Source organism: Kaistella sp. SH40-3, assembly GCF_030686865.1.
GTDB lineage: Bacteria > Bacteroidota > Bacteroidia > Flavobacteriales > Weeksellaceae > Kaistella.
Window position 1 is genome coordinate 355487 of sequence record NZ_JAQYUS010000003.1, and the last position, 11233, is coordinate 366719.

At 38.6% G+C, this 11233-nt stretch carries 2 protein-coding genes; both read right to left on the minus strand.

Annotation, left to right across the window (positions count from 1 at the left end; genetic code table 11):
* Nucleotides 1-1214 precede the first annotated feature (1214 nt).
* Nucleotides 1215-5735 carry a GEVED domain-containing protein gene (locus tag PUH65_RS07525; RefSeq protein ID WP_305519284.1) on the minus strand — a complete coding sequence of 1507 codons (4521 nt, stop codon included), beginning with the start codon at nucleotides 5733-5735 and terminating at the stop codon, nucleotides 1215-1217.
* 317 nt (nucleotides 5736-6052) lie between these two features.
* On the minus strand, nucleotides 6053-10759 hold the full coding sequence (locus tag PUH65_RS07530; RefSeq protein WP_305519285.1) for a GEVED domain-containing protein: 4707 nt from the start codon (nucleotides 10757-10759) through the stop codon (nucleotides 6053-6055).
* Nucleotides 10760-11233: the final 474 nt, after the last annotated feature.

The window sequence follows — 11233 nt, forward strand, 5'->3', positions numbered from 1 at the left end:
AAATCTGTAAAACGGTATGGAATGGGTGGAGAAGATGACATTGCACGATACGGCAATGCATACAAAAGTTGCATTAATTTTTTCATCAGGTTGTGTTTTGTGTGTTTGTGTTTTATAAAATCAGCAATAAATAGAATCTATCTATTACATGACCTTGAAGCAAATCTAAGAATATTTTTCAGATAAATAAAATCTATCTTTAAAAAAAACACTTACCTCAAAGGTTGAAGTTCAATATATTAAGAAACGAGAACTGATTTAAATTTGAAATACATGGTATGATCATTTAGAAAAACCCATCTATTAATCACCTTTTACACATTATAAAATCTCAGTTCCTTATCTTTATTTTTGCGAATGTCACCAAACGCAACATAGGTTTTTTTTGTTTTTTCTGATTTAATAATCATTCTTAAACGTCAAAGAAAATATAAAAGTTGAATGAGAGATCAAAAAAGCCGAACAAAATTAGGAACTAGGTAAATAAAAGACTTGCCAGGAGTCTTCTAAGTATTTAGAATATCCTCTTAAATATTTGTTGGTACCTGGTGAGGTTTTTTTTGTAAAAATTTTATTTTTTCAGAGATTGATCTCATGAACTCCTCATGAACTATCCATGCTTTATTCATGCTTTATCCAGGGAGGATCTATGAAGTATAAATTGGGCTGACCCGTCCTGAAATAACTATATACAGATTAATAGATAAATCCTGATATAACTATACACTTATAAATGATAATCCTAAATGAACTATACATTAGTGTATTTACAGTTAAAAGGTTTATCATCATTCTCCTTTTTTTGAACCAATGATACGTATTGTTGACTAAAGCAATAAGGTCTGTTTGTTTTAAAATCCTCTTTTAAGAAGAATTAAAAAAAAGAAAAGGCTGTTAAATCGTGTAAAAAGATGTTCGTGTTTGCTATTTTTCCACCGGTGTTTTTCACGCCAAAACAAAGCGAAAGGATACCGATGATAATTACAGAAATCTCTTAAGGGAATTAAAGCTCAGTCAATGTCACTCTTTGTTCGTTCATGTCTTCTTATAAATCAACTTTGGTGCGGAATCCTTGCGGAGCGGTGGCCAATTGTTCCCGAAAAAGGGTGTTTTTGGCAAGGCTTCCCGAAGGAGTCCCGAAGGAAACTGCAAGAAAGACCTTAGCAAAAAGCCAGACAAATGTCTGGCTTTACAGAGGAGTAAAGTCCTTTTCTTTATTTGATGATTTTTCTGGTGGTGATGATTCCGCCCTGGTCAATCTTTAAAACATACATACTGTTCAATAACTTCCCGGCAGGGATTACCGTTTGCAAACTGTTTGGACTTACAGAATAAACCAATCTCCCCGAAGCATCAAATACCTGAATCGCCGTGATTTTTTTATTTTGCGCTTTTACTACAAAGTCACCACTGTCACGGTACACTTCTACTCCATTTTTCACTTTACTATCGGTTACCAAAACGATTTCTGGTTGATATACAATCTCGAAGCGACCATTGCTTAAGCCTTTGGTTGCCTGAAAAGTGTAACTGCCTTCAGATAAATTAGCCGTAATACCGGCTTGCTTGTCTTTCAGATAAATTGTTTGACCTGTATTAAAGATTCCCTCAGTATTGTCAAGTGAAATAGTGTAGGCACCGTTTTGGTAGAAATTGGCACCAAGAGGCACACGATCTTCTACTGTAAATGCATCGCTCTTCCCTTGAATAACTAATTTTTTGCCCTCCAGTACCGAATAAAACAAATCGGAATAGTCGTCAAATGCTTCTGCATCAAAATCCTGTTCGTAACCATTCGTTGCTCCAGACACATAACCAATAAGTTGAGAATTGACCATTTGTGCAGGACCTATTAAACTGATCCAGAATTTATTTTTACCACTATTATTTTTTTGGAAGAAAATAGATTCAGTTCCTGTTTTGCGTAAATCATGCTCATCACCGTACGTATTTCTAAATTCTAAAGGAGCCGTTCCTGGTTCTTTTTTCTGAACGATAAAAGCCTGGCCCACTTTTATAATACCATTGGGTGTAAGTCCTCCTGTATAAGGAGCAGTCGCACCAACTCCTCCAGTTCCGTTGAAAATAGCATAATTATTCCCCCCATAATTAGAACCCATTTGAGAAGGGGTATATATATTATTCGTCCAAAACCAAGCAGTGTTATAAATTAAATCCCCATTAAGATTACCGAGATAAAGTTCATTAAAATCAATATTGGACGGATACGGATTCCCAACCAAGTTATAACCGTGGACAACTCCCGTAGGGTTATCTGCAGATTTTATAATTGGATACGAGATATTTCCGTTGTTCGGCGTTCCTTTAAACTCATAGGTTTTTGTGTAAGTAGTTGGCGTAGTACCAACACCTTCAGCACGCACAGCGTACCCTCTTCCTGGAGTAAAGGTAGGATCTCCAGTTTCGTAAAACCGGTCATTGGATTCTCTATAATAAAAGAACGTATTATTTGGGGTATTAGGTGAAAATCCACCGGGACCTTTTGTTGTTTGCCCACTTACTGGCGAACTCCAATAGACATAGTCAACTGCTGTGCCCGGTATGTAGCGGAGATTTTTCACTTCCCTTTTCGCCGTCATGTTTCCACTGTTCGCAGCACCATTATTGAATTGAATTACATTCCCATCGCTTTCTACCACAAAATTTTTCGCATTATCAACCGTGGTATTATTTTTAATGTAATCGGTAACTATTAATGTTCTGTCTTTATTGATGGTTAAGGTACCGCCTGGTTCTATGGTGACATTTTTGGCACTTCCGTCACCAGTTGAAAGGAATACTGGTTTTTTAATGATGACGCATTTTGTTGCATCTGGAACTAAATTATCCGGTTTCCAGTTGGCTGCAATGTTCCAGTCTGTAGAGGTAGTGGTATTGTAAACTTTAGAGTTGTTAGTGATTACAACTGAAGCGGTTGCAGGACATCCGTTACTAAAAGATGCGGAAGCTGTTAGATTCCAAGAAATATCACTTTCTATCTGCGATGCCGATGGTTTTACGCATACGGTATTGGAAGCACCACTTCCTAAAGCGGACGTACAGTCTGCCTGATAAAAAATTCCAGGTGCACCTGACCATTTAAAAGGAGTAGTCAGCGGTTTATCTCCGTAAATCCTTACGTTATCTACTGCCGCGATGCTTTCTTTCCACCCTGGCGGCTCATTCGGCGTCACCGTCGTATCAGCACTATCTAGAAACGCCGAATAAAGAACAAAACGTATTTTAAACTGTGCGGTATTAAAAGGACCTGGAATCGTTTCACTGAGCTTTGCCCAATTACTTGGATTTCCCTGTTCTGTAGTTATTGTACGGAGTGTAATCCATGTACCACCATTATCTTTAGAATATTCTACTTTAACGTAGCCGTATTTTTCTCTGTTGGTGACAGAAAAATAATAGAGGTCATAATCCAGTTTCAAATTTTGAAAACCGTTGATATCGATGCTGTTTGTTAAAGTAAGATAATTGAGAATAGGAGTTGATCTATTGATATCTGTAACTATTGCTGCATAGTTTCCTCCAAAATATCCTGACTGCAACGCTGGGGCTAAACCTTCATATGGATCTGTAGGTGGAGTTGCGGTTGTCGGAGGAATAAATGGACTTGGCCTGTTTTGCCAATTGCCCGCAACACCAGTATAATAACCTGTGCCTGAAGTACTTTTGGAAAAGGTTCCTGTTCCACTATCAAACTTTTCATTTAATATAATATCTTCAAACTTGTCTCCCGATCCAGTAATCAGAAAACTGGATGTTTCCGCTCCACAGATAGATGGTGCGCTCGACAATGTGACCACTGGAGACGGATCTATACGCGCAGGAACTGGAGTATGGTATGCTGATTCGCAACCACCTGAGCTTACTGCTGTAACATAATAAATAGTCGTGGCTGAGATGCTTGGCGTGTAATAAGTGCTTCCTGTCGCAACAGGTGTAATTGAAGTTGGAGAATCATACCAATTGTAACTTACACCATTACCAGCTGCTGAAAGCATTACCGATCCGGATCCGCAACGGTGACCGTGTAGAACCGTATCGGTATTAATTGCAGTTACTGTCGCAGGACAGTTATATTTTACTATAAAAGAATAGTCTTCCGTATCACCGTCCGAAAAATTAGTACAAGGTCCAAAATTTGTTGCCGCTCCTTTGCTTGCCCTAATTCTGAAACGGTACTTACCTGGTGCCTGACCCGTGGGAATGATGAATCCAAACGTGAGCGCTTCAGTAGTGTACTTAGTCATAGAATATACTTGCTCCCCGGCATCATCAAAGTCGCCATCACCATTCCAGTCTACCCATGCTTTCCATTTTCCCGTTAATTGAGTACCAAGCGCGCTTGCAACAACATTCATCACCGATCCATCTGGCTGTTCAGTAGGGGTAAGCGCGGTAAAGTCAGCATAACCTGTCCCATTTGCAACCGTAATGTTTGCCGGTTGGTCATTTAAGGTCCCCACAAACTTAAAACTGTTGATATATAATCCATTTGGATTACTGGCGGTCGGGCTACAATAAACCGGCGAGGAAGTGGTGAAAGTTTGATAAGGCGAATAGGCAATTGCTCCCCCATTAGTACAGGTTATTTTCCTTCTGTAATACTTAACAGCACCTTGCAACGATATTGCTGTTAAATTAGCAATAGTTCCTGTAGCTCCGGAAATATCTGTCCACGGCCCGCCAGAACTGTTTGCAATTTGCCACTGGTAAGATAAACCAGAACCAGTTGAACCTCCCGTAACCGTTGCGACGAATGCACTTGAAGGTGCACCAGTAGCAGGCGTTAGAACAGCAATTCCTCCAGTAGGTGTTCCTGTGCAGGCTGTTGTTGAATTGCATGACAGTGACAAATTAAAACCAACACAAACATTTGATCCATTCGACCTAAATCTTACGGTTAGAGAACCTGATGAAGACATTACGACAGGAACTGTAAATGTGCCGCAACTGTTGCCCGTACCATGAGCCTTTCCGCCCCAAAGAACGGTTCCTGTTGTTCCTTCACCATCATAAATTGTAAGGTAGTCAAAACCATTTTCTGCAATAATTGAACCGCTAACCTGTACCAAATTCCCAGCAATTCCCGGTTTAATAATCACCGATCGGTCTTCTGAATTCGAATAACCTGTAGTTGAGCCTCCGGAATCATATAAACTTCCTGTACATGCCGTAATTATACTGGTGGTATTCATGCTGGGCATATTATAGTCAGTCGTAGAAACTGTTGTATAATTAAAAGAAACCCTTGCGTCGCCTCCTTTCTCATAATATTCCAGTACAAGATTATAATTTCCGGACAGCGGCACGCGAACAGAAGTGGTTTGATAACCGTGATCACTCCAGTCGCTCAATATCCAAGTATTTCCTCCATCAATACTTAACCGCACCCCGTCATCAGCACCAATGGTAAACGTGTAATTACCAGGATTAAAAGTTTTATTCATTCTATACCGAACGGCAAAATTGTCATTTCCGGCTGCACAGGATGGTTTTCCAGTTCCCCAAACTTGGTCAAAAATCTCTGCCTGTGTAGTATACCCTTTGTAGGTGGCAAATGGTGTGGTTACAGGATTTCCACTTCCATTATGATCATATACATGTCCAATCCAGGAACCGCTTCCATAAGCGTTGGGGTTTGAAATGTCCGAATTACATGTTTGTGCTTTTAAAAAGCTCCCGGAAAGAATTAGCACATAAAGGTAAAAACAAAACATAAATATTTTGCTTGTCGGAAAATGCAAATGTGATTTCATATAAAAAATGTGTTTGTTTATTTTTTATAATCATCATTGTGTTGTGTGGGACAAATATAAATCTTTTTCAAAGAATCCGATACTTTAACCGTTATTATTTTAAAATCGGTTTAAATATTCCCAATAAGTCAACTGTTTCAGAATCACCACAAAAAGTACTCGCGGAAGGAAAAACAATCGGGATTCTGCAGAGGGATGGCGGGGAGACCGTAGGGTTCTTCTTTCCCGCTATAACTGTTCACAAAAAAAATCCTCCGAAGAGGATTTTAATTAAAAGTTTATCTGGATATTTTTCTGTTCGTCACTTCACCGTCAATGGTGGTTATTTTCAGCACATACATTCCGTTGGTGATGGCAGACGCATCCAGAACTCCCTGTTTTTTATTAGGTTTCAGAACTGCCATCAGTTTTCCGGAGGCATCATAAACTTCTACTTTGGCAATCAATTTTGGCGACTGGATTACAAAGTTATCACTATCGCGATAGACCACGATTCCTTCTTTCGATGCACTATCAGTGACCAGAACAACTTCCGGTTTGTAAATAATTTCGAAACGACCGTTGGTATCGCCTTTTACCGCAGTAAAAACATAAGCACCCTGACTCAGATTGGTAATCGTTCCAGTTTCTTTGTCCAGAAGGTAAATATTTTGAGTGTCTTCAAAAATACCTTCCGCATTTCCAAGCGAAATGGCATAAGTTCCATTCTGGAAGAAGTTGGCACCCACTGGAACTCGATCCTCTACGGAGAATTGTTCAGTTTTACCCTGGATCAACAATTTTTTATCAGGCAAGATAGAGTAAAACAAATCTGAATAGTTATCAAACGCTTCCGCATCATAATCCTGCTCATAATCATTAGTTGCTCCTACCACATAACCAATTAACTGTGAATTAACGATTTGCGAAGGTGCGGTTAAATTAATCCAAAATCTATTTTTCGCCGCATTCTCTTTCTGGAAGAAAGTTGCCGAAGAACCTACTCTTAAATCATGGCCAGAAGAATAAGAGTTTTTAAAAGTAAGGGTGCCATTTGCTTTGGCTTGAACGATAAATCCCTGCCCAACACTCACCTTACCATTTGCGGTATACGGCACTCCACCAGTTCCATTAAGCACTGCATAATTATTGCCACCATACCCATAACCCATTTGGTACTGTTCATAAGAGATATTGGTCCAGAACCAGGCGCTGTTATAAATCAAGGCTGAATTTCCCAAATACAATTCATTAAAATCAATATTTGATGGATAAGGGTTCCCAATTAAATTATAACCATGAACCACTCCAACAGGATTATCTGCGGATTTAGTAAGTGCAATACTGAAATCTCCATTATTTGGCGCCCCTTTAAACATATATGTTTTTCCGTAAGAAGTACCTAAGTTAGTTTCTGCCTGTACTGCATAACCTTTCGCAGCAGTAAAGGTCAGATCCGGTGTTTCATAAAACCGGTCATTAGATTCTCTGTAATCATAAAACCGGTTATTCGGCGTACCTGGTGAAAAACCACCTGCCCCTTTTGTTTGCTGACCTGCAACCGGAGAACTCCAGTACACATAATCGATAAAAGTTCCTGGATTGTAATCGATATTGGTCACACTGCGCTCTGCGGTGATATTTCCGCTGTTAATTAATTTGGAAGGATTTATTTGGAGTAGATTTCCATCGCTCTGCACAACAAAATTCGCATCACCAGCATTATTGATAATTGCATCGGTTACGGTTAAGGTCTGGTTTGGATTGATGGTCAGTTTACCACCTGAATCAACTGTAAGAGATTTCGCTATTGCGGTAGGAACATTTACAACCACATTTTTACCGTTCGGAATGTTTATACATCGATCATCCGTATAAGTTGGGCTTAATGGTGCACCTAAAGGCAACCAGTTATTATCGACAGACCAATTACCTAAATTTGCAGTGAATTTTTTCTTGTTATGAACAATTGTAGAAGTCGTAGATTTAGCACATGGGGAAATACTTGTACTTAACGTATACAATTGCGAACCGTTTGGCGCAGCATAAAGCGTACTAACATTTCCACCGCTGTAAGGTACAGTTAAAGAAACATCGGTATAAAGTCCGGCATTGGGTGACCATACTACAGGAGGAATAGTTCCTGCAATTTTAATATTATCAAGTGACCAGGTATTTAAGCCGTCACTGTCTCCAGAATATCTAAATCTAATATAAACCGTAGAACCTGCGTAAAATGATAAATCTACTATAGGAGAAACAGAAACATCAACATTATTACCAATACCTAGAGTTGACCATAGAATATTCCAGTTTGTAGTATCGGTTGAAATTTCCATATAAATATTTCTAGTAAAATTATTATTCCTTGCCTGAAACCTACTTTTAAAAGTGAGATTAGCAGCCGAATAACCGTCTAGTGAAATAGGAAGATAATTCTGCGGTAATCCAGAATTAGGACATATATACCAATCACTATTATATCCATTATTGACTCGTACAAATTGAAACTCAGTTGCCGTACCACCTGCTAGATTCGTATTTGACAATACCATATCAACGCCTAAACTCACAGGATTAGCACCTCCAGTTGACAAACCATATTTTGTCCAGCCATAACTCAAGGGTGTTCCATTTTCTTCAAATCGAACAGCAGGAGGCATTCCCACAATATCAAGTTGTACATAATCCTCACTGCAGGAAGTTGACCCCGTTGGTGACAGCGTTTGCTGAATGGTATAATTCTTTGGAGTAGGCCGAACAGAAACGTCAATTTTTTTGACAGTAGTCCTTGTTCCGCTTCTCCCTGTTACAGTATAAGTGGTTGTTTGAGTAGGCGTAGCCACTACAGTCGGACCCGTTGCTACATCTAAGGTTGCAGTCGGACTCCACGTGTAGGTAAATGGCGGAACAGCTGTTCCTGCTGCAGTTAAACTGGTAGAAAGATCCCGGCAAATTGGCAAGGCTGCAGAAGAAGTTATAGTGATTGGAATTGAGGGCAATATGATAATGGTATAGTCTTCATATTCACTATATCCACCAGTTGTACAAGATGTAATTTGCCCATTAGCGCTATTTGCAATTCTCAACCGATATGAACCTGCAGGCTGCTCATATGGAATTGTATAATCTGCGGCATAATTATTTGCATAAATTGTTGTCGAAAAAATAGTCTCTCCGGCATCGTTAAAATCTCCATCACTATTCCAATCTACCCACCCCCAAAATAAATCTGGAATGAAATTACTGTTTGTAGTTATAGCCATATTTATTACTGCACCTGCATCAACAGTAAGAACCTGACTCGTATAATTTCCGTAAATATTGCTATTTACTGTAGTATTATTAATATTGGTAATACCTCCTGTTGTTTTAAAATTGGTTATATAATATCCTGTTGAACCTGTAGGTGTACAATAAAGCAAAGAAGGGATAGCAGCAACCTCTACACCCGTACTCCAAAGCGTACCATTTCTGGTGAATATTTTATAAAAATATGGTGTGCCGTTTGTTAAACCTACAATGGTTTGTGGGGAAGCAGTTCCTTTATATGCTACAAAACCGTTTCCAAAACTGGTACCACTACCATAAGTTAAATTACCTCCGTAAACTGAACCATTTCCAGTTGGTGCCCCACCTGTATTTGCAGCGGGAGATACTACAATCATTATTTCAGAATAACAACCTGTTGGTGCAGTCCAGGAAACTGATGATGATGCATTGGCTACAGACGCAACCGCTCCTGTCACATTATTTGGCACAGTTGCAATATAAGTTTGTGTATTTCCAGCAGCAGGAGTTCCCGTAGCGGTACCTAATGAGAAAGTAGTATCACCTGGAACTACACTTGCTGAAATCGTATTACCAATAACAGCGCAAGGCGTATCGGTGGTAATGAAAATGTAGCCAGTTGCATCTTTTGCAATGGTTTGACTATTAAAACCTGGAAAAATTTTTGAACCAGTAACTCCAGGGTTGGTATAAGTACTCAAAGTAGCATCTGCTACATCTAAAGTAGCATCTGCAGAATATCTCACTTTCAGATTCGGCACATCACTTGCAATATAAGTGCCAGCAGTTGTTATTTTTAAGCCAGTTAATGTAGCACTTGCTACAGTAGTAGTAATTCTAAAACTATAAATAATATTGTTTGTTGTGCTTTGGGTGAGGTTTCCTGCTGCAATATTATTAGTAGTAAGAGTAATGGTTGGTGGTATAGTTGGCTTTGGTTTTAATGCTACCAGGATACCACCGTTTCTTTCTGCGCCTGACAATGTAGCTACTCCTGCTCCTGTTGGTCCTGCTGATGGTTTCAGTGCCCACGCTATACCAACAGAAGAACCATCATTATTATCCCCTTGACGAATATCCACCAATTCGCTTAGTGCACCTGGAGATGTTATTGTACTCCAGTTATCCCATGAGCGGTTACTTCCTGCAGCCTGTCCTAACATGACAACTGCAGCATTGGGTGAAACAGTTGTTAACGAAGTTGCAATCACTCCAGTTTGACTACCTTGAACAGAAATCAAACCTGCAGCCATATCAAAAGGGGTTGCTCCTGAAACATCAACACCAGAAAATGCAACAATTCCACCTGAAGCACTAACCGTATTATTACCCAATGCAAATGCATAACTATTTGGCTCAATATTAATGTCAGTAACTATCTTATATAAAACTGCGCCATATCGCAAAGTTGTTCCTTCTAAACTTCTACCATCCACAAGAGTCCATCCTGTTAAAGAAGGTGGAATTAAAATATTACCTTGTTTTGAAATGCTTACCAACATAACATCTCCATTAACTAAGCCAGCTGGCCTGTTAATGGTTAGCACTGTATTAGTACTATTATTCGTTGCGCTTGCTCTTACCGCAATCTGACTATACAAATTGGTAGAAACCCCAAAAAGAGTAAATAAAGCAATGAGTAAAGTTTTGGTAAAATTCTCAAAGTAAAACGATAAAGGTCTTGTCACTTTAAAAAAGGTAGAATTATTTTTCATGACTATAGAATTTTGTGTTTAATACAGAATTAAAAGAAAACCAATTTTACATTCCATATTTATAACAAATTTATAAAATAGTTTCCCTATTCATAACATTTGTATGTTTTATTTACAAAAAACATATTATTATAGACAAATGTTTATATTAATCGTTTTTTCAATAGAAAATAACTAAAAAGTGATTAAACCCTGACAGCTAGCGGATTATAATTAATAACAAAAAAATTACGAACCCAAGAGAAAGTATAAAAAAGGCTATTATTGCGAGGAGAATAGAACAAATAACGATGCAGTCTCACCGCTTTTTCAATAGTTAATTCAGCAGCAACATAAATCAGCATAATTTCCAGAAACAAATGCTGCGTCAAAATGAGGACACACCATCATTGCGAAAAGAAAAGAATGAACGACGAAATAATCTAAAATAGTATTTAATGAACTGTTTTAATTGAGTGCTTAAGCAGCAAAATA

Bases quoted from the DNA above. Each gene is read 5' to 3' on its own strand.
- PUH65_RS07525 (WP_305519284.1), bottom strand. From the start codon at position 5,735: ATGTTTTGTTTTTACCTTTATGTGCTAATTCTTTCCGGGAGCTTTTTA.
- PUH65_RS07530 (WP_305519285.1), bottom strand. From the start codon at position 10,759: ATGAAAAATAATTCTACCTTTTTTAAAGTGACAAGACCTTTATCGTTT.